Below are 20604 nucleotides of genomic sequence, written 5' to 3'. Positions count from 1 at the left end.
GTCAGTCGTTGCCGTCGGACTTACCGGCAGTGGTGTCGGACGGGGTCTCCATTCGGGAGCGGGCGGCGGTCACCTTTTTCTTGGCGACCAGCAGATCGTCACCCTTACCGGCCGTGCCGGTAACCGGTGTTGCAGCCATGGTGTTCTCCTTCTTGGAGCTGCTGAACTCGTGCGGGGGAGGTCCCCGTACGACCTGCATTTGCTACCCCGTTCGGGTGACACTGAGCCGTTCGTTTCTGGTCACCGAACAGGGGGCTTAAAAGCTTCGGCGGTCGCCTGGCTCGCTCTCTTTCCGGGCGACCGCGTCGCGTACCCACTGCGCCCCCGCGTGCGGAGGGGTGGGAGTCAACGGGGGTTTTAGGGATGTCCGCGAAGAAAAGCTCATGGCCCTTCCGGGCGGTTGATTGCAAGGTGTGCCCACACCGTCTTGCCGGGGTTGCGCGGCCGTACCCCCCCAGTGCTGGGAAAGGGTGTCCACGATGAACAGACCGCGGCCGGAGGGATCGTCCGGGGCGGCCTTCTCCAGCTCAGGCATGTGCCACTGGTAGGAGTCGGCGACCTCTAGGACCAGGATGCCGTTGCGGCGGCGTAAAGCCAGCTCGAAGTAGTCGCCCGTGCCCTTGGCGTGGTTGACGGCGTTGGTGGTCAGTTCGCTGGTGATGAGGACGCTGTCCTCGATGAGGCCGCCGAGTTTCCAGTCGGTCAGGGTCGTCCTGACGTGGCGTCGAGCGGCGGCGACGGAGTCCTTCCGGACCTGGAACCTCTTGGTGCGTGTGCGCCCGGACATGTGTCCCCCAAGGGTGGTGGGCAGGCGTAACCATGATCACTCAACGTCCTTGAATGGCGACAAGGAGTGACGTGCCTGACGCTAGGGCCGCGCGGGCGCAAGTTGCAAGTCCCCAATAGTTGTAAATTTGCGAGCCACTGGGAGTCTCAATTACCTGGTGTGCGTGGGGGGTTACTGTGCATCCTGGATGTGTACGACAGGGAGGTGGCATGCCCGTAGGTGGGAAGCCCACGGTGCGTAGTCGGCGGCTCGGTGCGGCACTCAAGCGGTACCGGCTCGCCGCTCGGCTCGACCAGGAGCATGCGGCCGAGGTGCTGGGCTGCTCGATCGCCAAGATCAGCCGCGTTGAAGGAGGCATCAGCGCGTCGCGCGTCGGGGACGTCCGTGTGCTGTTGGACCTCTACGAGGTGTCAGACGAGAATGCAAGAACGCAGTTGGAGCACCTCGCCCGGGTGAGCAACAAGCGTGGCTGGTGGCTCGACTATGCGGGAATGGTGAGCGAGGAACATGCCGACCTGATTGCGCTGGAGGTCGACGCCTCGTACATCCGGACATGGCAGCCGCTGTTCATTCCCGGACTGTTGCAGACGCCGGGCTACCTCAAGGCGCTCGTCGACGGCAGCCACACGACGTATTCCGCGGAAACCGTCGAGAAGGCCCTGGCGGTTCGGCGAGAGCGAAAGCGAGTCATCGAAGAGGGCGGGGCGCAATTCGCCGCGGTCGTGTGGGAGCCGGCGTTGACTGCCCCGATGCCGTCACGGGAAGTGCACCGGGAGCAGCTGACACACATCCATGAGCTGGCCCAGCGGAAGAATGTCACGCTGCAGGTTCTCCCGTACTCGGAATGGGGTGCCGCGCATATGGCGTCGCACTTCTCCATCTTCTCGTTCGGCCCGGAGCCCGCACCGGAAGCTGTTGCGTTCGACAGTACGACCAGCACGGTGATCATTGAGGATCTGGACGATGTCGCCAAGCATGCCCGCATCTTTGAAGCGCTCCGGTCTGCGGCGCTGAGCCGTAAGCAGAGCCTCACGTTCCTCGACAAAGCGATAGCGAACATGCCGGAGGGTGAGAAGTGACCTCGATAGAGAGCCGTGAGATCGTCACCGAGTTCGTCAAGGCCAGAGCCTCGCAGGGGATCAACCAGGAGTGCGTGGAGGTAGCGCACACCGCCGACGGCGGCCGGGCCGTCCGGGACAGTAAGGACCGTGAGGGCGGGACGCAGTTTCACGCGCCCGGTGCATGGGCGGCATTCGTTGGCGCTGTGAAGGCCGGATCCTTCGATCGGTGACTCGCCGGTACATGCCGGCGGTGGTCGTTCAGGGCCCCGGCGTACCCTGCCCCCATGTGCGGAATCGTGGGATATGTGGGCGGGCAGAGCGCCCTTGACGTTGTCCTGGCCGGTTTGAAGCGGCTGGAGTACCGCGGCTATGACTCGGCGGGTATCGCCGTGCTGGCCGATGGCGGGCTGGCAGCGGCCAAGAAGGCCGGCAAGCTCGCCAATCTGGAGAAGGAGCTGGCCGACCGGCCGTTGCCGGCCGGCTCGACCGGTATCGGGCACACCCGGTGGGCCACCCACGGCGGGCCCACCGACGGCAACGCCCATCCCCATATGGACAACGCCGGCCGGGTCTCCGTCGTGCACAACGGCATCATCGAGAACTTCGCCGGGCTGCGCGCGGAACTCACCGACCGCGGACACGAGTTGGCGTCCGAGACGGATACCGAGGTCGTGGCGCATCTGCTGGCCGAGGCCTACTCGTCCTGCGGGGAGCTGGCCGAGGCGATGCGGCAGGTCTGCCGGCAGCTGGAGGGTGCGTTCACGCTGGTCGCGGTGCATGCCGACGAGCCGGACGTGGTGGTCGGGGCGCGTCGGAACTCGCCGCTGGTGGTGGGGGTCGGGGACGGTGAGGCCTTCCTCGCGTCGGATGTGGCGGCGTTCATCGCGCACACCCGTGAGGCGATCGAGCTGGGGCAGGACCAGGTGGTGGAGCTGCGCCGGGAAGCGGTGACGGTCACCGGCTTCGACGGGGCGCCCGCCGAGGTGCGCGAGTACCACATCGACTGGGACGCCTCGGCCGCCGAGAAGGGCGGCTACGACTACTTCATGCTGAAGGAGATCGCGGAGCAGCCGAAGGCCGTGGCCGACACGCTGCTGGGGCGGATCGACGCCTCGGGGGTGCTGTCCCTGGACGAGGTGCGGATCCCGCCCGCCGAGCTGCGCGAGGTCGACAAGGTCGTCATCGTGGCCTGCGGGACGGCGTACCACGCGGGGATGATCGCCAAGTACGCGATCGAGCACTGGACGCGGATTCCGTGCGAGACGGAGCTGGCGAGCGAATTCCGCTACCGCGACCCGATCCTGGACCGGCGGACGCTGGTCATCGCGATCAGTCAGTCCGGCGAGACCATGGACACCCTGATGGCGCTGCGCCATGCGCGCGAGCAGGGCGCGAAGGTGCTCGCCATCTGCAACACGAACGGCTCGACCATTCCGCGGGAGTCGGACGCGGTGCTGTACACGCACGCCGGGCCCGAGGTCGCGGTGGCGTCGACCAAGGCGTTCCTGACGCAGCTGGTGGCCTGTTACCTGGTGGCGCTGTACGTCGCGCAGGTGCGGGGCACGAAGTGGGGCGACGAGATCCGGGACGTGGTGCGCGAACTGGCGGCCATCGGCACCCAGGTCGAGCAGGTGCTCGGCACGATGGAGCCGGTGCGGGAGCTGGCGCGCTCGCTCGCCGACAAGAACACGGTGCTCTTCCTCGGCCGGCATGTGGGCTATCCGGTGGCGCTGGAGGGTGCGCTCAAGCTCAAGGAACTCGCGTATATGCACGCGGAGGGCTTTGCGGCCGGGGAGCTCAAGCACGGGCCGATCGCGCTGATCGAGGACGATCTGCCGGTGGTCGTCGTCGTGCCGTCGCCGCGGGGACGGTCGGTGCTGCACGACAAGATCGTGTCGAATATCCAGGAGATCCGGGCCCGGGGGGCGCGGACGATCGTGATCGCGGAGGAGGGGGACGAGACGGTGGTGCCCTACGCCGATCACCTCGTGCGCATTCCGCGGACACCGGTGCTGCTGCAGCCGCTGGTCTCCACGATCCCGCTGCAGGTGTTCGCCTGCGAGCTGGCCACCGCCCGTGGCAACGAGGTCGACCAGCCGCGCAACCTCGCCAAGTCGGTGACGGTCGAGTGATCATCGGGGTCGGGATCGATGTCGCCGAGATCGAGCGCTTCGGCGAGGCGCTGGAGCGTACGCCGGAGCTGGCGCAGCGGCTGTTCATCGCGGAGGAGCTGATGCTGCCCAGCGGTGAGCGCCGCGGCATCGCCTCGCTGGCGGCCCGGTTCGCCGCCAAGGAGGCGCTGGCCAAGGCGCTCGGGGCACCGGGCGGGCTGCACTGGAGCGATGCCGAGGTGTACGTCGAGGACAGTGGCCGGCCGCGGTTGCGGGTACGGGGCACCGTCGAGGCCCGGGCGAAGGAGCTCGGGGTCAGGTCGTGGCATGTGTCGCTGAGCCATGACGCGGGGGTCGCCTCCGCCGTGGTGATCGCCGAGGGATGAGGACCGCTGCGGCGCCCGCCCCTCCCGTTCGCGGGTGGGGGCGGGCGCCGTCTTTGCGTGAGGGGCCCGGGCTGCCTCGCGGGAGGAAATCCCCCGCGAGGGCCCGCGGGAGAAATGCCGCGTACCCCGTGGGCGAGGGGCGAGACTTGTCGGCATGAGGACTGCCTACAGCGTGGAGACCGTGCGGGCCGCCGAGCGAGAGCTCATGGCCCGGTTGCCCGAAGGGGCCCTGATGCAGCGGGCGGCGGCCGGACTGGCCGTGGCCTGCGCGGACTTGCTGGGGCGGGTGTACGGAGCCCGGGTGGTGCTGCTGGTGGGCAGCGGTGACAACGGCGGGGACGCGCTGTACGCCGGTGCCCGGCTGGCGCGGCGGGGGGCCGGGGTGGCGGCGGTGCTGCTCTCGCCCGACCGCGTGCACCAGGGCGGGCTGGCCGCGCTGCGGGCCGCCGGGGGGCGCGTCTCGGCCGATGCGCGGCGGGACATCGCACGGGCCGCGCTGGTCGTGGACGGGATCGTCGGGATCGGCGGACGGGGCGGGCTGCGCCCGGAGGCCGCCCAACTCGCCCAAGCCGCATGGGAGTCGGCGCCGGTGGTGGCGGTGGACCTGCCCAGCGGGGTGGACGCGGACAGCGGTGAGGTCGCCGGGGACGCCGTACGGGCCGACGCCACGGTGACGTTCGGCGCGTACAAGCCGGGGCTGCTGATCGATCCGGCGCACGAGCGGGCGGGCGCGCTGCGGCTGGTGGACATCGGGCTCACCCTGCCGCGGGAGGCCGACGCCGAGGCGCTGCAGCACGCGGACGTGGCCGGACTGCTGCCGCGCCCGGCGCCCGAGAGCGACAAGTACCGGCGGGGCGTGGTCGGGGTGGTCGCCGGGTCCGCGCGCTATCCGGGGGCGGCGGTGCTCGCGGTGGCGGGCGCGCTGCGGGGCGGCGCGGGGGCCGTGCGCTATGTCGGGCCGGCCGCCGAGGCGGTGCTGGCGCACTTCCCGGAGACGCTGGTGCATGCCGGGCCGCCGGACAAGGCGGGCCGGGTGCAGTCGTGGGTGATCGGTCCGGGCATCGGCGAGGAATCGGACGCGCTGGAGGACGTGCTGGCGGCGGAGGTTCCGGTGCTGGTGGACGCGGACGGGCTGCGGTTCCTGACGCCGCGCCGGGTCGCCGAGCGCCCGGCCCCGACCTTGCTGACGCCGCATGCGGGGGAAGCCGCCGCGTTGCTCGGGCGCGGTCGCGAGGAGGTCGAGGCGGCCCGGCTGGCCTCCGTACGGGAGCTGGCGGCGCGGTACGGCGCCACGGTGCTGCTCAAGGGCTCGACGACGCTGGTGGCGGAGGCGAACGGGCCGGTGCGGGTCAACCCCACGGGCACCGGCTGGCTCGCGACGGCCGGGAGCGGGGATGTGCTGTCGGGGGTGACGGGGGCCTTGCTCGCCGCGGGACTCACGGCGCGGGACGCGGGATCGGTCGGTGCGTATCTGCACGGGCTGGCGGCCCGCCGGGCGGCCGGGCCGACCGGCGCACCGATCCTGGCCTCGGAGGTCGCGGACCATCTGGCGGCGGCCTGGCGGGATGTGACGGACTGACAGCAGAGGGCCGGCAGCAGATGACGACCGGCTGCGGACCGGCGACGGACCGGCGGCGGAGGAGGGACCGACCGCGGCCGGCCGGCTGACGGCAGGCAACGGAGCGGCGTTACGCCCCGCGGGGGAATGGGGCGGGCACCAGGGCGAACCTGGCGCCCGGCGGGCCGAACGGCCGCGCCGCCACGGCATGCGTGAGGGCATGAAACGCACTCTTCCGGCGCTGCTGGTCTGCGCCTCGTTGCTCGTTGTCGCCGGGCCGCCCGCGGTGGCCGTGGCACCGTCGCCCACCGTGGCCGTGAGGCAGGCGTCCGTGCGGGCCGTGACGCAGCCGTCCGAAGTGGCCGTGACGCAGCCGTCCGCCGCGTACGGACCGTCCGGCCTGGTCCCCGGCATCCCGCGCACGGCGGGGGAGCCGGGGCGGCAGCTGCACATCGAGTACGTGCCGCGCTCCGAGGTGCAGCGCCCCGCCACCCGGGCGCTGCGCTGCAGTGCCGCCACCGGGCCCTACCAGCGGCAGGCGGAGCGCTATCTGGGGCGCGAGGTCGACGGGCGGCAGAGTGCGGGGGACTGCCGGGCGATCCGGCGGTTCCAGCAGGCGCACCGCATCGCGCCGGCGTCCGGCTTCGCGGGGCCCGTCACCGGGGCGATCGTGCGGGTGATGCGGGCCAAGAAGGACCCCAACCGGGCCGGTCACTGTCCCGACCGGGCCGAGCGGACGGTGTGCGTCGATCTGAACCGGCAGCTGATGTGGGTGCAGCAGGACGGGCGGGTGATCCTCGACCCGGTGGCGATCCGCTCCGGTGCGCCGACGATGGAGACCCGTACCGGTACGTACCGGATCTATCTGCGGCACCGGCGGCACATTTCCAACCTGTACGGCACCTCCATGCCGTACGCCCAGTTCTTCGACCGCGGCGAGGCGCTGCACGGCGTCTACGAGGACATCTTCGCCGGGGCCGGCTCGCACGGCTGCGTCAACCTCACCATGACGGACGCGCGCAGGGCCTGGGAAGTGCTCAAGAAGGGCGACATCGTCCACGTCTGGGGGCGGAAACCCGGCGTGTGAGCGCGGTTTCCCCGGCCGTCCCCCGGGGCTGCGCAATGCCGCCTGCGACACTGAGGGGGATGAACGAGACAGTGAAGCGTGCCCGTGCCGCCATTGACGTCGCCGCCGTGCGGTCGAATGTCCGTGCGCTGCGGGACCGTGCACCCCGGGCAGAGCTGATGGCCGTGGTCAAGTCCGATGGCTACGGGCACGGGGCGGTGCGCTGCGGGCGCGCCGCCCGCGAGGCCGGTGCGGGCTGGCTGGGCACGGCACTGCCCGAGGAGGCGTTCGCGCTGCGGGCGGCCGGCGACACCGGGCGGCTGCTGTGCTGGCTGTGGACGCCCGGCGGCCCCTGGCGGCGGGCGATCGAGCAGGACATCGACGTCGCGGTGAGCGGGCTGTGGGCGCTCGACGAGGTGCGGGCGGCGGCGCGGGCGTGCCGCCGCACCGCCCGCGTGCAGCTCAAGGTCGACACCGGTCTCGGCCGCAACGGCTGCCCGCCCGCCGCCTGGCCGGAACTGACCGCCGCGGCCCGCGCCGCCGAGGCCGAGGGCACGCTCACCGTCACCGGCGTCTGGTCGCACTTCGCCTGCGCCGACGAGCCCGGACACCCCTCGATCGCCGCCCAGCTGGACGTCTTCCACGCGGCGCTGAAGACCGCCGAGACGGCCGGGCTGCGCCCCGAGGTGCGGCACATCGCCAACACTCCGGCGCTGCTGACGCTGCCCGAGGCGCACTTCGACCTGGTCCGCACCGGCATCGGCATCTACGGCATCTCGCCCAGCCCCGAGGTCGGCACCTCCCAGGACTTCGGGCTGCGGCCGGCGATGACCCTGGAGGCCTCGCTCGCGTCGGTCAAGCGCGTCCCGGGCGGCCACGGCGTGTCGTACGGGCACCACTACACGACGTCCGGCGAGACCACCCTGGCGCTGGTCCCGCTGGGCTACGCCGACGGCATCCCGCGGCATGCCTCCGGCGCCGGCCCCGTGCTGGTCGCCGGGGCGTGGCGCACGGTCGCCGGGCGGATCGCGATGGACCAGTTCGTGGTCGACCTGGGCGGCGAGCACGCCGAGCCGGGCGATCCGGCCGTGCTGTTCGGCCCCGGGGACCGCGGTGAGCCGACCGCCGAGGACTGGGCCCGGGTGGCCGGAACCATCGGGTATGAAATCGTCACCCGGATCGGATCCCGGGTGCCACGCGTCTATGTGGACAGCGGCACAGGGAGCGAAGCCGAAGGAGACAGCGCGCTCACGGGGGGTACGGCATGACCGAGGGACAGGAAGCCGCCGTGCAGGCGGTCGAGACCGCGGCCGAGGTGGCCGGCAACTGGGCCAAGGCGGGCCGGCACGCCGGTGTCGCCGGCGCCGCGATCGGCGTGGTCGCGGCGGGTGCCGCGGCCGGTGTGGCGATAGAACGACTGACGGTCGGCCGCGGGATGCGGCGCCGCGCCCGGCTCGCGCTGGACGCCGCGGGCCCCTACGGCACGCTGCGCGGCACCCCGGGCGCCGCGGTCGCCGAGGACGGCACCGAGTTGTATTACGAGGTCGACGAGCCGGGCCCGCCGGAGAAGGACGGCGCGGCGGCCAAGGGCGCGGTGAACGGCAAGCACGGCAAGAGCGACCGGTCAGCCAAGCCGGTCCGCGGCAAGGAGGCCCGCGCCGCGCAGGAGGCTCACGGCGGCCTGCGCAAGCGGCTGACGGCAGCGCTGGGGCGGCGCTCCGCGGCTCCCACGGTCGTCTTCAGCCATGGCTACTGCCTGAGCCAGGACTCCTGGCACTTCCAGCGCTCCGCGCTGCGCGGCACGGTGCGCACCGTCCACTGGGACCAGCGCAGCCACGGCCGCTCCTCCCGCGGCCACGGCCAGATCGACGGCACGGAACCGGTCACCATCGACCTGCTGGGCCGGGACCTGAAGGCGGTGCTGGACGCCGCGGTGCCCGAGGGGCCGATCGTGCTGGTCGGGCACTCCATGGGCGGGATGACGGTGATGGCGCTGGCCGACCAGTTCCCCGAGTACGTCGCGGAGCGGGTGGTCGGGGTGGCCCTGATCGGCACCTCCGCGGGCCGGCTCAGCGAGGTCGGCTTCGGGCTGCCGTCCATGGGCGTCAAGGCCTTCCACTGGCTCGCGCCGGGCGTCCTCAAGGCGCTGGGCTGGCAGCGCGAGATCGTCGAGCGCGGGCGGCGGGCCACCGCCGATCTCTTCGCGGGGATGATCAAGCGCTACTCGTTCGGGACGCCGGAGAAGGTGGACCCGGGGATCGCCCGCTTCGGCGAGCGGCTGATCGAGGCGACCCCGATCGATGTGGTCGCCGAGTTCTTCCCGGCGTTCGCGGTGCACGACAAGACCGAGGCGCTGGTGGCGTACGACGCGGTGCCCGCGCTGGTGCTCGCCGGGGAGAGCGACCTGATCACTCCCGCCGACCACAGCCGGACGATCGCCGAGGTGCTGCCGCACGCGGACCTGGTGTGTGTGCCCGGCGCCGGGCATCTGGTGATGCTGGAGCGGCCCGAGCTGGTCAATGAGCATCTGGTGTCGCTGGTGGAGCGGGCGAGCGTGGCGGCCCGCAGCTCGCGGCACGCCCGCGCCTGAGCGGCCGGGGCCTGCCGGGGCCTGCCGGGCGGCGGCCGGGGCTGCCGCCGGGCAGGGCGTCGTCCGAGCGGCGGCAGCGGGGCGTCGGGCGGGACGTACCATTTGCGGCATGAGCACCACCGGAGCCATTGCGCATGTCACCGTCAAGTCCCCCGCACAGATGCAGGAGTTGGGCCGCCGGCTGGCCCCGCTGCTGCGCCCCGGCGACCTGGTGCTGCTCACCGGTGAGCTGGGCGCCGGCAAGACGACGCTGACCCGTGGCCTGGGCGAGGCGCTGGGCGTCCGCGGCGCCGTGACCTCGCCCACCTTCGTCATCGCCCGGGTGCACCCCTCGCTGACCGGCGGCCCCGCGCTGGTGCACGTCGACGCGTACCGGCTCGGCGGCGGGCTGGACGAGATGGAGGACCTGGACCTCGATGTCTCGCTGCCGGAGTCGGTGGTGGTCGTGGAGTGGGGCGACGGCAAGGTCGAGGAGTTGTCCGAGGACCGGCTGCACGTGGTCATCGGGCGCGCCGTGGGTGCGGATGCGCCCGGTGGCGCGGGCGGGCATCCCGAGGACGACGTGGACGATGTGCGCGAGGTGACGGTCACCGGCCTCGGCGCACGCTGGGCGGACGCCGGGCTGCTCGCGCTGGAGACCTGCTGACGGCCGTCCGAGTCTGCTGACAGCCGTCCGGGGCCTGCCGGCGGCCGTACCGAGGCCTGCCGGCCGCGGTGGCGGGGGCGCCGGGGGCGGACCGGAGGGCGCCGATCCGGACAACACCGATCCGGACAACACCGCCCGGTAGTTTCCGACAAGCCGTCGGTAAGATGTTGCGTACCTGGTGCCGGGCGTGGTGACATGGGAGGAGACCCCAGTTAGGTCAGCCTAAGTAGCCAGCTTAAGTAGCGAGCCTAGCTTCTGTCGCTCGTCCCAGGAGCCCCGGGAGGCGTCCATGTCGGCCCACCAGCCCTCCACCACGCCTGAAGGGCGCGGGGGCACCCCCGTCGCGGCGGCCGCGTGCGGCGCGCGCGAGACGCCGAGCATGAATGAACTGCTGGCGGCCGGTGCCGCGGCCAGCGCCGTCTCCACGCCTCCCGACGCCGCCGAGGAAGCCCGCCGGGGCAAGCCCGCCGGCGCGCCGGAAGCGGAGGACGAGGACCAGGACGGGCCCGGAGCCGCGTCCACGCCCACGTCCACCCCGGGCCGCGACGCGGCGTAGCCCGTAGGGGCGAATACGGAGGCCTGCGGAACCGGCCGGAGTCGCCACCGCTGGGGTCGCCACCGCTGGGGGTCGCCACCGGCCGGAGTCGCCACCGGCCGGGGCCGTGCGGGTCAGGAGACCACGACGACCTTGGTGCCGTGCAGCGCGAAGTCCCACATCGCCTTGCCGTCGGCCCGCGACTCCCGGATCCCGCCGGTCCGCTTCGACGAGCCCGGGTCGGGCATGGAGCCGTCGACGGCCGCGCTGAAGCCGACGGTGACGCCTTCCACGCTCGCGAACCGCACCACATGCTCGATCGCGATGCCGTCCGAGCCCGTGACGCTCACCGAACGCGAGCGGACGGCGTACGCGCCCAGCGGCGGGCCGACCGTGCTCGGCGTGACCGCGTACGTACGCGCCGCCTTGCCGTCCGCGCCGACCAGCCAGACCCGCTTGGCGTCCAGCGAATAGACGATCCGCCGGCCCGTGCCGGACGACTGCGGGACCGGGGCCGCGGTGGGGGCCTTGTCCTTCTTGCCGCCGTGCTCCGGCGGGCTCTTGGGCACGCTGTGGCGGGTGTCCTTGCGGGTCTGGGTGAGGGTGTCCGGAGCGGACGCCGCGGCCTGGTAGCCGAGCACACCGACCACGACCACGGCAGCCGTGGTCAGCGCGGTGACGATCGTGCTGCTCTTAGCGGGCACCGCTGTGCCACCTTTCCTCCCTCTCCCTGCCCTGTGGCGGGGAGCCCCGGGCCTGGGAACGCCGGGCTGCTTGCTGCTGGACTACGGGGGCGACGGTAGCACCGCGACAGGTACCTCCGGCCGAGCCGTAGTCTTAAGGACGTGCTGCTGCTAGCTCTTGACACCGCCACCCCCGCCGTCACCGTCGCGCTCCACGACGGCACCCGGGTCCTCGCCGAGTCCCGCCAGGTGGATGCGCGCCGCCACGGCGAGCTGCTGCTGCCCGCCGTCGACCGGGTGCTGGCCGAGGCCGGCCTGAAGCTCGATGCCGTCAGCGACATCGTGGTCGGCGTGGGACCGGGCCCGTACACCGGCCTGCGGGTCGGCCTGGTGACCGCCGCGACCTTCGGGGCGGCGCTGGGCGTTCCCGTCCACGGCCTGTGCACCCTGGACGGCCTCGCCTACGCCTCCGGGCTCACCGAACCCTTCGTCGTGGCCACCGACGCCCGCCGCAAGGAGGTCTACTGGGCCCGTTACGGCGATGCCCGTACCCGCCTGACCGAGCCCTCCGTCGACCGCCCCGCGGACATCGCCGACCAGGTGGCCGGCGTCCCCGCCGTGGGCGCGGGCGCCGTGCTCTACGACACGGTCTTCACCGGTCTGCGGCGCGAGGCCCCCGAGCACCAGTCCGCCGGGGCGCTGGCCGCGCTGGCAGCGGACAAGCTGGCCGCGGGCGAGGAGCTGCCGCCGCCGCAGCCGATGTACCTGCGCCGCCCGGACGCCCAGGTGCCCGCCAATTACAAGGTGGTCACTCCCCGGTGACCACCCGCCCGTCGCCCGACCGGCGCCCCGCGGCGCCCCCGCCGCCCGGCGGGGCCGCTGAGCCCGGCGCGGTGCTGCGCGAGATGCGCTGGTGGGACATCGCGCCGGTGCTGGAGCTGGAACGGGAGCTCTTCCCCGAGGACGCCTGGTCGCCGGGCATGTTCTGGTCCGAGCTGGCCCATGCGCGCGGCCCGTACGCCACCCGCCGTTACCTCGTCGCGGAGCTGGACGGCCGGCTGGTCGGCTACGGCGGGCTGGCCGCCGTCGACGGCACCGGCGACATCCAGACCATCGCCACCGCCCGCGAGATGTGGGGCACCGGCCTCGGCGCCCGGCTGCTGACCGAACTCCTCGGTGCCGCGACGGACTTCGAATGCCACGAGGTGCTGCTGGAGGTGCGGGTCGACAACGTGCGCGCCCAACGCCTCTACGAGCGCTTCGGCTTCGAGCCGATCGGTTTCCGCCGCGGCTACTACCAGCCCGGCAACGTCGACGCCCTGGTCATGCGGCGCACCACCCAGACCTCCTCCGAAGCACCCTCCGTACAAGGAACTTGACACTCATGGCTGACTCACGCGGCGGACCGCTCGTCCTCGGCATCGAGACCTCCTGCGACGAGACCGGTGTCGGCATCGTCCACGGCCACACCCTCCTCGCCGACGCGGTCGCCTCCAGCGTCGACGAGCACGCCCGCTACGGCGGCGTGGTGCCGGAGGTGGCCTCGCGCGCCCACCTGGAGGCGATGGTCCCCACCATCCAGCGCGCGCTGAAGGACGCCGGGGTCGCGGCCTCCGACCTGGACGGGATCGCGGTCACCGCCGGACCTGGCCTGGCCGGTGCGCTGCTGGTCGGTGTCTCGGCCGCCAAGGCGTACGCCTACGCCCTGGGCAAGCCGCTCTACGGCGTCAACCACCTCGCCTCGCACATCTGCGTCGACCAGCTGGAGCACGGCCCGCTGCCCGAGCCCACGATGGCCCTGCTGGTGTCCGGCGGCCACTCCTCCCTCCTGCTGGCCCCGGACATCACCTCCGACGTACGGCCGCTGGGCTCGACGATCGACGACGCGGCGGGCGAGGCCTTCGACAAGATCGCGCGAGTGCTGCACCTCGGCTTCCCCGGCGGCCCGGTCATCGACCGCTACGCACGCGAGGGCAACCCCGACGCGATCCGCTTCCCGCGCGGACTGACCGGCCCCCGCGACCCGGTCTACGACTTCTCCTTCTCCGGCCTGAAGACCGCCGTCGCCCGCTGGATCGAGGCCAAGCGGGCGGCCGGCGAGGAGGTGCCGGTGGCGGACGTCTCGGCGTCGTTCCAGGAGGCCGTGGTGGATGTGCTGACCCGAAAGGCTGTCCGGGCCTGCAAGGACAACGGGGTGGACCACCTGATGATCGGCGGCGGGGTCGCGGCCAACACCCGGCTGCGGGCGATGGCCGAGCGCCGCTGCGAGGACGCCGGGATCACCCTGCGGGTGCCGCGGCCCAAGCTGTGCACCGACAACGGTGCGATGGTCGCCGCCCTGGGCGCGGAGATGGTGGCACGGGGCCGGTCCGCCTCCGCCTGGGACCTCTCCGCCGACTCGTCCCTGCCGGTCACCGAACCGCACGTGCCCGGGGAGACCGGCGCGGAGCCGTCCGCCGCCCCGCACCACCACCACGACCACGATCACGTCCACGAGACCAGCAAGCAGAACCTCTACTCCTGAGGCCGGGCGAGGGCTCGTTTTGTCGTTCTGCGAGTCCTCGCGCCTCCCCTGACCCGAGGTCCGGCCCGAGGTCTTACCCTGGCAGGCAGCACCGGGCGCGCGCGTGGGGAGGCGGCAGGCTGTGGACTGGTTCTGGTGGGTCTTCATCTTCTTCATGGCGGGCGGCTTCGCGAAGGTCGCCGACACCGCCCGTACGGCGCTGCGTACGCGGCACGAACGCAAGATGGAGCGGCTGGAGACCGCCCGTGCGGAGCGGCAGGAGCTGGCCGCCGCGCACCAGCCGCCGCAACCGGTGTGCGGCTGCACCCACCACCTCGCCAAGCATGACAAAAAGGGCAAGTGTCATGAGCTGGTGGAGGTTGCGGTCGCCTGGGACGCCGACCACAAGCCGGTGCAGTACGAGGCGGGCCAGTGCACCTGCCAGCAGTACATCGGCCCGCAGCCGCTCTCCCAGATCTACGCCGAGGACCTGACCGACCTGGCGTGAGGCCGGTAGCGGCCTGGCGTGGGCGCCGGCACCGGCCTGGCGTGGGCGCCCGTCAGCCGGCGTCCGCCGCCGGGTGCCCCAGCAGCATCGTGGGGGCGCCGGCGACCCGGGTCAGGAAGATCGTGCAGGAGTTGCGTCCGCCACTGAGCTTCAGCTTCTTGCGCAGCTCCTCCGGCTCCACCGCCGAGCCGCGCTTCTTGATCACCGCGATGCCGACCTCGCGCTCCCGCAGCAGCGCCTTGAGCCGTTTCACGTGGAACGGCAGCACATCGGTGATCGCGTAGGCGGTCGCGTACGGCGTCTCGGTCAGCCGGTCGGCGGTGAGGTACGCGATCGTCGGATCGATCAGCCGCCCGTCGATCTGCCGGGCGACGTCCGCGACGAGATGGGCGCGGATCACCGCCCCGTCCGGCTCGTACAGCCAGTCCCCGACCGGCCCCGGCTCGGGATCCGGCAGCCCGGCGCCGAGCAGCGAGTCCCCGGCCGGAAGCAGCGTGGCCCGGCGGCCGCCGGGCGTGATGCGCCCCGCGCCGTCCTGCCCTGCTCCGTCCTGCGCCGCGCCGAACCACACCACGGCCTCCTTGACGTCGCCCCCGTCCGAGATCCACTCCGTCTCGGCGTCCTCGGGCAGCGCCTCGTGCGGCACCCCCGGCGCGATCTTCAGCGCCGCGACGGGGGCCTTGCGGGCCGCCTCGACAGCCCATGACAGCGGCGGCGAGTACGCCTCGGGGTCGAAGATGCGGCCGCCCCTGGCCTTGCTGCGTCGTGCCGGATCGACGAACACCGCGTCATACTCCGCCGTGTCGACGTCCGTCACGTCCGCACAGCGCACCTCGATCAGCTCCGCGAGCCCCAGCGCCTCGGCGTTGGCCCGGGCCGCGGCGCAGGCCAACGGGTCACGGTCGACGGCCAGCACCCGGATCCCGGCCCGGGCCAACGCGATCGCGTCGCCGCCGATACCGCAGCACAGATCGGCCAGCGTACGGACCCCCAGCGCGGCGAGCCGGGCCGCGCGGTGCGCGGCGACCGTGGCCCGGGTGGACTGCTCCACGCCGTTGGGCGTGAAGTACATCCGCCCCGCGTCCGCCCCGAACTTCGCCACCGCCCGCTGCCGAAGCTGGGCTTGGCCCAGCGCGGCCGAGACCAGTGCGGCGGGGTGTGTGCGCCGTAGCCGGGTGGCTGCCGCCAGCTCGTCCGACGGGGTGTGGTCCCGCAGCTCGGCCAGCAGGGTTTGCCCCTCCGGGGCGAGGAGGGCGGCGAAAGCGTCTAGGTCGTTCACGGTGCCATTGTCGTCTCACGTTTTTGGCTTTCCCGCCGTGGGGGTTTCTCTTGTTGCGCCTGGCGGCGGGCCGGGTCCGCTGCGCTTTGCCTTGCCCCGTTTTCGGCTTTCCCGCCGTGGGGGTTTGCCGCCGTTGCGCCTGGCGGCGGGCCGGTCCGCTGCGCGGGGCTGTGGGTGCGGTGACGGGCCTCCGGGGCCGGTGTGTGGCACTGCTTCGCTTTACGTCCCACACACCGGCCCCTCCGGCCCGTCCCCTCCCGTGGGTGAAGAAGTGAACGTGGGCGGGGGCGGGCGTCGATCACAGACATTTCCCCGTGCCGCAGCCCATTCCCCGTGCCAGGGCCATTCCCTGTGCCATAGCTACGTCCCTGTGCCTACGGGCGTTCCCTACGTCCACGACGCGCGCCGGACCAGTCACAGTCACCCCCACCGGCCTTCTTTCCACCCCTCAACGGGAGGGGACGGGCCGGAGCGGGTGGGGTGCCGGACGTAAAGCGAAGCAGTCCGGCACCCCACCCGCGGAGGCCCGTCACCGCACCCCGACAGCCCCGCGCAGCGGACCCCGCTCCGCGCAGCGGCACCGCCCGCCGCCAGGCGCAACTGCGAGAAAGCCAAAATCAGGGGCGAGGCAAAGCGCAGCGGACCCGCACCGCGGAGCGGGCGACAAACGGCGAGAACCTTCACGGCGGGAAAGCCGACAACGTGGGAAAAGATCAAGCCGGCTCACGCCGGCGCTGCGCATGGTCGCTGATCCGCAAGAGCAGGGCCACCATCACCCAGTTCGCGACGAGGGACGAGCCGCCCTTGGCGAGGAAGGGGAGGGCCTTGCCGGTGAGGGGGATCAGGCCGGTGACGCCGCCGGCGACGACGAAGACCTGGAGGAGCAGGGCGCCGGAGAGGCCGACCGCGAGCAGCTTGCCGAACGGGTCGCGGGCGGTCAGCCCGACACGGAGGCCGCGCTGCGCCAGCAGCACGTACAGCATGATCACGACCATCACGCCGGCCAGCCCCAGCTCCTCGCCGACGGTGGTGAGGATGAAGTCGCTGTTGCCGGCGAAGCCGACCAGCTCCGGGTGGCCCTGGCCGAGGCCGCTGCCCGAGATGCCGCCGCTGCCGAAGCTGAACAGCGCCTGCGCGGCCTGGTCGGAGATCAGCCCCGGCGGTCGCTGTTTCTCCGGCAGGAAGATGTCCATCGGGTGCAGCCAGGCCATGATCCGGCCCTTGACGTGCGGTTCCGTGGAGCCGACGACCGTGGCGCCGACCGCGGCCATGGCGAGGCCGCAGAGCACCCAACTGGTGCGCTCGGTCGCCATGTACAGCATGATCACGAAGACGCCGAAGAAGATCAGCGACGTGCCCAGGTCCCGTTCGAAGACCAGCACCAGCAGGCTGATCACCCAGATGGTGAAGATCGGTGCGAGCTGCCGCCCCGGGGGCAGTTGGACGCCCAGGACGCGGCGTCCGGCCAGTGCCAGGGCATCGCGGTTGACGGTCAGGTAGCCCGCGAAGAACACCGCGATCATGATCTTCACGAACTCGCCGGGCTGCAGTGACAGCGGCCCGAGCAGGATCCAGCGCTTGGCGCCGTACATGTCGGCACCGAAGAAGGCCGGGGCCATCAGCAGCACCAGCGCGACCACCATCGTCAGATAGATGTAGCGCTGCAGGATGCGGTGGTCGCGCAGCACCAGCAGGATCGCGATGCAGACCGCCACCCCGATCACCGTCCACACCAGCTGCCCGCTCGCCGCCTCGGCGATCTTCAGCCGGGGCGTCTGCGCATAGGTGACGTCCAGGCGGTGCAGCAGCACCAGGCCGAGCCCGGTCAGCAGCGTCGCCAGCGGCAGGATCAGCGGATCGGCGCGGGGCGCGAAGCGGCGCAGGACCAGGTGCGGGACCAGCGCCACGAAGAACATGCTGATGGCGAAGCCGGCCAGCCCGCCGGGCAGCCGGCCGGTCATCGACAGGCCGGTGGAGGCGTACCCGAAGTCCGCGATCAGGACGGCGAGGGCGAGCAGCCATGCCTCGGTCCGCCGGCGGTCCGGTGCCTGGGCCAGCGCGGCGAACGTCATAGTGCGCTCGGCGTCGCTCTCCCGCTGCCGGGCCGCCCGGGGAACGCTGGTCTGTCCACGCACGGGTCTCCTCCGCCACTGATCGTCGAGGCCGCGGGCCGGCCGGGATGTGCCCGGTTCGTCGGCCCGGCAGTCGGGGAGGTAGACGAGGCAGCCCATGGCGTGGTTGCGAGGGAAGGGAAGGTGTGTCCGATTTGATGGGAAGGCGCCCGTCGTCCGGCTTCTGTCCCGTCCCCGTCTCGTCCCGGCCCCGTCCTGGTCTCGCCCTCAGCCCGTCCCGACCCGTCCCGCCCCCCGTTCCGGCCGGGGGCTGATCGGGGCCTGGCCCCGCCGTGGAAGGTGCGGGCCGGCGGGTTGCGGCCCGCGCCGGCCGCGGCCCGGGGCGGCCGGTCAACCCGAGCGGAGACAAGCGCACCCCGCCGCGCTGGCACTCCGCTTGACCGAGTGCTAACCGCGTCATAGTCTCAGCGTTGGCACTCTCCAGTGGGGAGTGCCAGACACACAGCGACGGGCAGGTCCGGCACCCGCGACGACGGATCGACCTGGTCGCCACCTCAGACAGTTAACCCCGTGAGATCTCCGAAGGGGGAGGTCGGATCGTGACGACCACCAGCTCCAAGGTTGCCATCAAGCCGCTTGAGGACCGCATTGTGGTCCAGCCGCTCGACGCCGAGCAGACCACGGCCTCGGGCCTGGTCATTCCGGACACTGCCAAGGAGAAGCCCCAGGAGGGCGTCGTCCTGGCCGTGGGCCCGGGCCGTGTCGAGGACGGCAAGCGCGTCGAGCTCGACGTCAACGTCGGCGACGTCGTGCTCTACAGCAAGTACGGCGGCACCGAGGTGAAGTACAACAACGAGGACTACCTCGTTCTCTCGGCTCGCGACGTGCTCGCGATCGTCGAGAAGTAAGTCACCCAGTTTTGCCGTGATCTGCGCCCCTGGTTCCCGCGTCTAATCAACCCGGGGCAGGGGCGCAGTTCGTTTGAGCGACAGCGGTCCCCACGTCGTGGCCGAGGATCGCAATGAGAGGACTTGAAGCAACCCATGGCGAAGATCCTGAAGTTCGACGAGGACGCCCGTCGCGCCCTTGAGCGCGGCGTCAACAAGCTTGCCGACACGGTCAAGGTGACGATCGGCCCCAAGGGCCGCAACGTCGTCATCGACAAGAAGTTCGGCGCGCCCACGATCACCAACGACGGTGTCACCATCGCGCGTGAGGTCGAGGTCGACGACCCGTACGAGAACCTGGGTGCCCAGCTCGTCAAGGAGGTGGCGACCAAGACCAACGACATCGCGGGTGACGGCACCACCACCGCCACTGTGCTGGCCCAGGCGCTGGTCCGCGAGGGTCTGCGCAACGTCGCCGCCGGCGCCTCCCCGGCCGCCCTGAAGAAGGGCATCGACGCCGCCGTCAAGGCCGTCTCCGACGAGCTTCTGGCGACCGCCCGTCCGATCGACGACAAGACCGACATCGCCGCCGTGGCCGGTCTGTCCGCGCAGGACAAGCAGGTCGGCGAGCTCATCGCCGAGGCGATGGACAAGGTCGGCAAGGACGGTGTCATCACCGTCGAGGAGTCCAACACCTTCGGTCTGGAGCTCGACTTCACCGAGGGCATGGCCTTCGACAAGGGCTACCTCTCGCCGTACATGGTCACCGACCAGGAGCGGATGGAGGCCGTCCTCGAGGACCCGTACATCCTGATCCACCAGGGCAAGATCGGCTCGATCCAGGACCTGCTGCCGCTGCTGGAGAAGGTCATCCAGGCCGGCGCCTCCAAGCCGCTGCTGATCATCGCTGAGGACGTCGAGGGCGAGGCCCTGTCGACCCTGGTCGTCAACAAGATCCGTGGCACCTTCAACGCCGTGGCCGTCAAGGCCCCCGGCTTCGGTGACCGCCGCAAGGCCATGCTCGGCGACATCGCCACCCTCACCGGTGCGACCGTCATCGCCGAGGAGGTCGGCCTCAAGCTCGACCAGGCCGGTCTGGACGTGCTCGGCACCGCCCGCCGGGTGACCGTCACCAAGGACGACACCATCATCGTCGACGGTGGCGGCAAGTCCGAGGACGTCACCGGTCGCGTGGCGCAGATCAAGGCCGAGATCGAGTCCACCGACTCGGACTGGGACCGCGAGAAGCTCCAGGAGCGCCTGGCCAAGCTCGCCGGTGGCGTGTGCGTCATCCGCGTGGGTGCGGCCACCGAGGTCGAGCTCAAGGAGAAGAAGCACCGTCTGGAGGACGCCATCTCCGCGACCCGCGCCGCGGTCGAGGAGGGCATCGTCTCCGGTGGTGGCTCCGCTCTGGTCCACGCCGCCAAGGTGCTGGAGGGCTCCCTCGGCAAGGAGGGCGACGAGGCCACCGGTGTCGCCGTCGTCCGCCGCGCCGTCGTCGAGCCGCTGCGCTGGATCGCGGAGAACGCGGGCCTCGAGGGCTACGTCATCACCGCGAAGGTTGCCGAGCAGGAGAAGGGCAACGGCTTCAACGCCGCCACCGGCGAGTACGGCGACCTGGTCAAGGCCGGCGTCATCGACCCGGTGAAGGTCACCCGCTCCGCCCTGGAGAACGCCGCGTCGATCGCCTCGCTGCTGCTGACGACCGAGACCCTGGTCGTCGAGAAGCCCGCGGAGGACGACGCTGCCGAGGCCGGTCACGGCCACGGGCACGCGCACTGACGCAACGCGCCGGGCAGTTCGCTGCCTGACGTACGAGACCCGGTCCCTGCCGTGTGCGGGGGCCGGGTCTTCCGTTTTTTGGGGGGGCGGGGCGTGAGGTTGAGCGGGGCGCGGGGCGTGTTGTTTGTGCGGGCGGGGCCTCCGGGCCGG

General features: G+C 71.9%; 21 protein-coding genes. 16 read left to right on the top strand and 5 right to left on the bottom strand.

Annotated elements, in window-relative coordinates; genetic code table 11:
* Position 1: 1 nt before the first annotated feature.
* The gene (locus tag ABR737_RS20370; protein ID WP_350251593.1) at positions 2-139 is read right to left on the bottom strand and encodes a hypothetical protein; all 138 of its coding nucleotides are present in this window, start codon (positions 137-139) and stop codon (positions 2-4) included.
* A 117-nt stretch (positions 140-256) separates the two neighbouring features.
* Entirely contained in the window at positions 257-787 is a 531-nt protein-coding gene (locus ABR737_RS20365) for an ATP-binding protein (RefSeq protein ID WP_350251592.1), read from the bottom strand.
* Positions 788-996: 209 nt separating this feature from the next.
* On the opposite strand from ABR737_RS20365, the gene ABR737_RS20360 reads away from it, so the two are divergent.
* The 10 genes from ABR737_RS20360 (at position 997) to ABR737_RS20315 (ending at position 10761) form a co-directional block, all read left to right on the top strand.
* Positions 997-1866 carry a helix-turn-helix domain-containing protein gene (locus ABR737_RS20360; RefSeq protein WP_350251591.1) on the top strand — a complete coding sequence of 290 codons (870 nt, stop codon included), beginning with the start codon at positions 997-999 and terminating at the stop codon, positions 1864-1866.
* A complete protein-coding gene (locus ABR737_RS20355; RefSeq protein ID WP_502964348.1) occupies positions 1863-2078 on the top strand; it encodes a DUF397 domain-containing protein in 216 nt (71 codons plus the stop codon). Before ABR737_RS20360 ends, ABR737_RS20355 begins: the two co-directional genes overlap by 4 nt.
* Positions 2079-2132: 54 nt before the next feature.
* Positions 2133-3980, top strand: coding sequence for a glutamine--fructose-6-phosphate transaminase (isomerizing) (gene glmS, locus ABR737_RS20350; protein WP_350251590.1), 1848 nt, complete (start codon positions 2133-2135; stop codon positions 3978-3980).
* The gene (locus tag ABR737_RS20345) at positions 3977-4345 is read left to right on the top strand and encodes a holo-ACP synthase (RefSeq protein WP_350251589.1); all 369 of its coding nucleotides are present in this window, start codon (positions 3977-3979) and stop codon (positions 4343-4345) included. Before glmS ends, ABR737_RS20345 begins: the two co-directional genes overlap by 4 nt.
* A 154-nt stretch (positions 4346-4499) precedes the next feature.
* Entirely contained in the window at positions 4500-5924 is a 1425-nt protein-coding gene (locus ABR737_RS20340) for an NAD(P)H-hydrate dehydratase (protein ID WP_350251588.1), read from the top strand.
* Positions 5925-6123: 199 nt separating this feature from the next.
* Positions 6124-6990 carry a L,D-transpeptidase gene (locus tag ABR737_RS20335; protein WP_350251587.1) on the top strand — a complete coding sequence of 289 codons (867 nt, stop codon included), beginning with the start codon at positions 6124-6126 and terminating at the stop codon, positions 6988-6990.
* A gap of 59 nt (positions 6991-7049) precedes the next feature.
* On the top strand, positions 7050-8237 hold the full coding sequence (gene alr, locus ABR737_RS20330) for an alanine racemase (protein ID WP_350251586.1): 1188 nt from the start codon (positions 7050-7052) through the stop codon (positions 8235-8237).
* Positions 8234-9559: an alpha/beta fold hydrolase gene (locus tag ABR737_RS20325; protein WP_350251585.1), complete on the top strand. Its 1326-nt coding sequence runs from the start codon at positions 8234-8236 to the stop codon at positions 9557-9559. Before alr ends, ABR737_RS20325 begins: the two co-directional genes overlap by 4 nt.
* 109 nt (positions 9560-9668) lie before the next feature.
* Entirely contained in the window at positions 9669-10205 is a 537-nt protein-coding gene (gene tsaE / locus ABR737_RS20320; protein WP_350251583.1) for a tRNA (adenosine(37)-N6)-threonylcarbamoyltransferase complex ATPase subunit type 1 TsaE, read from the top strand.
* Between the two features lie 289 nt (positions 10206-10494).
* Complete coding sequence (locus ABR737_RS20315; protein ID WP_350251582.1) at positions 10495-10761, top strand: hypothetical protein; 267 nt, start codon at positions 10495-10497, stop codon at positions 10759-10761.
* A gap of 113 nt (positions 10762-10874) precedes the next feature.
* Here the strand turns inward: ABR737_RS20315 and ABR737_RS20310 are convergent, their stop codons facing one another.
* On the bottom strand, positions 10875-11444 hold the full coding sequence (locus ABR737_RS20310) for a hypothetical protein (RefSeq protein WP_350251581.1): 570 nt from the start codon (positions 11442-11444) through the stop codon (positions 10875-10877).
* A 141-nt stretch (positions 11445-11585) separates the two neighbouring features.
* Between ABR737_RS20310 and tsaB the strand changes: the two genes are divergently transcribed.
* The 4 genes from tsaB to ABR737_RS20290 all read left to right on the top strand — a co-directional run bounded on the left by tsaB (position 11586) and on the right by ABR737_RS20290 (position 14434).
* Entirely contained in the window at positions 11586-12245 is a 660-nt protein-coding gene (tsaB, locus tag ABR737_RS20305) for a tRNA (adenosine(37)-N6)-threonylcarbamoyltransferase complex dimerization subunit type 1 TsaB (protein WP_350251580.1), read from the top strand.
* A complete protein-coding gene (gene rimI, locus ABR737_RS20300) occupies positions 12242-12802 on the top strand; it encodes a ribosomal protein S18-alanine N-acetyltransferase (protein WP_502964347.1) in 561 nt (186 codons plus the stop codon). The genes tsaB and rimI overlap by 4 nt, the downstream gene beginning before the upstream one ends.
* Positions 12803-12807: 5 nt before the next feature.
* Positions 12808-13947 (top strand): tRNA (adenosine(37)-N6)-threonylcarbamoyltransferase complex transferase subunit TsaD, encoded by a 1140-nt coding sequence (tsaD, locus tag ABR737_RS20295; protein WP_350251579.1) that lies wholly within the window; start codon positions 12808-12810, stop codon positions 13945-13947.
* Between the two features lie 121 nt (positions 13948-14068).
* On the top strand, positions 14069-14434 hold the full coding sequence (locus ABR737_RS20290) for a hypothetical protein (protein ID WP_350251578.1): 366 nt from the start codon (positions 14069-14071) through the stop codon (positions 14432-14434).
* Between the two features lie 52 nt (positions 14435-14486).
* On the opposite strand, the gene ABR737_RS20285 is transcribed toward ABR737_RS20290, so the two are convergent.
* Both ABR737_RS20285 and ABR737_RS20280 read right to left on the bottom strand, forming a co-directional pair.
* Positions 14487-15713 (bottom strand): class I SAM-dependent methyltransferase, encoded by a 1227-nt coding sequence (locus ABR737_RS20285; protein WP_350251577.1) that lies wholly within the window; start codon positions 15711-15713, stop codon positions 14487-14489.
* A 713-nt stretch (positions 15714-16426) separates the two neighbouring features.
* Positions 16427-17785: an FtsW/RodA/SpoVE family cell cycle protein gene (locus tag ABR737_RS20280; protein ID WP_350256861.1), complete on the bottom strand. Its 1359-nt coding sequence runs from the start codon at positions 17783-17785 to the stop codon at positions 16427-16429.
* Between the two features lie 599 nt (positions 17786-18384).
* Between ABR737_RS20280 and groES the strand changes: the two genes are divergently transcribed.
* Positions 18385-18693: a co-chaperone GroES gene (groES, locus tag ABR737_RS20275; protein WP_030089482.1), complete on the top strand. Its 309-nt coding sequence runs from the start codon at positions 18385-18387 to the stop codon at positions 18691-18693.
* A 135-nt stretch (positions 18694-18828) separates the two neighbouring features.
* Positions 18829-20454 carry a chaperonin GroEL gene (groL, locus tag ABR737_RS20270; RefSeq protein WP_350256860.1) on the top strand — a complete coding sequence of 542 codons (1626 nt, stop codon included), beginning with the start codon at positions 18829-18831 and terminating at the stop codon, positions 20452-20454.
* The last annotated feature ends 150 nt before the right edge of the window (positions 20455-20604 follow it).

It is taken from the genome of Streptomyces sp. Edi2 (assembly GCF_040253635.1).
In the GTDB taxonomy this organism is placed as follows: Bacteria; Actinomycetota; Actinomycetes; order Streptomycetales; family Streptomycetaceae; genus Streptomyces.
Note: the sequence above shows the minus strand (reverse complement) of the source record. Positions and strands in the feature narration are given on the sequence as shown.

Excerpts from the sequence above, each read along its gene's own strand:
- ABR737_RS20370 (WP_350251593.1), bottom strand. The coding sequence starts at position 139 with ATGGCTGCAACACCGGTTACCGGCACGGCCGGTAAGGGTGACGATCTG.
- ABR737_RS20365 (WP_350251592.1), bottom strand. The coding sequence starts at position 787 with ATGTCCGGGCGCACACGCACCAAGAGGTTCCAGGTCCGGAAGGACTCC.
- ABR737_RS20360 (WP_350251591.1), top strand. The coding sequence starts at position 997 with ATGCCCGTAGGTGGGAAGCCCACGGTGCGTAGTCGGCGGCTCGGTGCG.
- glmS (WP_350251590.1), top strand. The coding sequence starts at position 2,133 with ATGTGCGGAATCGTGGGATATGTGGGCGGGCAGAGCGCCCTTGACGTT.
- ABR737_RS20340 (WP_350251588.1), top strand. The coding sequence starts at position 4,500 with ATGAGGACTGCCTACAGCGTGGAGACCGTGCGGGCCGCCGAGCGAGAG.
- ABR737_RS20335 (WP_350251587.1), top strand. The coding sequence starts at position 6,124 with ATGAAACGCACTCTTCCGGCGCTGCTGGTCTGCGCCTCGTTGCTCGTT.
- alr (WP_350251586.1), top strand. The coding sequence starts at position 7,050 with ATGAACGAGACAGTGAAGCGTGCCCGTGCCGCCATTGACGTCGCCGCC.
- ABR737_RS20325 (WP_350251585.1), top strand. The coding sequence starts at position 8,234 with ATGACCGAGGGACAGGAAGCCGCCGTGCAGGCGGTCGAGACCGCGGCC.
- tsaE (WP_350251583.1), top strand. The coding sequence starts at position 9,669 with ATGAGCACCACCGGAGCCATTGCGCATGTCACCGTCAAGTCCCCCGCA.
- ABR737_RS20315 (WP_350251582.1), top strand. The coding sequence starts at position 10,495 with ATGTCGGCCCACCAGCCCTCCACCACGCCTGAAGGGCGCGGGGGCACC.
- tsaD (WP_350251579.1), top strand. The coding sequence starts at position 12,808 with ATGGCTGACTCACGCGGCGGACCGCTCGTCCTCGGCATCGAGACCTCC.
- ABR737_RS20280 (WP_350256861.1), bottom strand. The coding sequence starts at position 17,785 with ATGACGTTCGCCGCGCTGGCCCAGGCACCGGACCGCCGGCGGACCGAG.
- groL (WP_350256860.1), top strand. The coding sequence starts at position 18,829 with ATGGCGAAGATCCTGAAGTTCGACGAGGACGCCCGTCGCGCCCTTGAG.